Source organism: Leifsonia sp. RAF41 (assembly GCF_052114085.1).
Lineage (GTDB): Bacteria > Actinomycetota > Actinomycetes > Actinomycetales > Microbacteriaceae > Leifsonia.
In genome coordinates this window covers 1-351 of record NZ_JBFREB010000009.1, presented here as the reverse complement: position 1 = coordinate 351, position 351 = coordinate 1, and the positions used below count along the sequence as shown (strand labels likewise).

General features: G+C 60.7%; 1 protein-coding gene. It reads left to right on the top strand.

The window, feature by feature from the left end; all coding sequences use genetic code 11:
• Window positions 1–351, top strand: a 351-nt coding sequence (locus AB4Y74_RS17780) for a proton-conducting transporter transmembrane domain-containing protein (protein ID WP_441800485.1), incomplete at both ends; no start/stop codon positions are given.

Genomic DNA, 351 nt, shown 5'->3' with positions numbered 1-351 from the left:
GTTACATGCAGGATGATCCGGGTTACCAGCGGTTCTTCAGCTACATCTCGCTGTTCACCTTCTCGATGCTCACCCTGGTGATGAGCAACAACTTCCTGCAGCTGTTCTTCGGCTGGGAAGCAGTGGGCCTGGTGTCGTACCTGCTGATCGGTTTCTGGTTCAAGCGCCCGACCGCGATCTTCGCCAACATGAAGGCGTTCCTGGTCAACCGCGTCGGTGACTTCGGCTTCCTGCTGGGCATCGCCGGCGTGTTGTGGGTGTTCGGTACCCTGGACTACTCGCAGGTGTTCTCGCAGGCCGGCATGCTCGCCGACCCGCGCGCCCAGCTGCAGATCTGGGACGGCACCATGT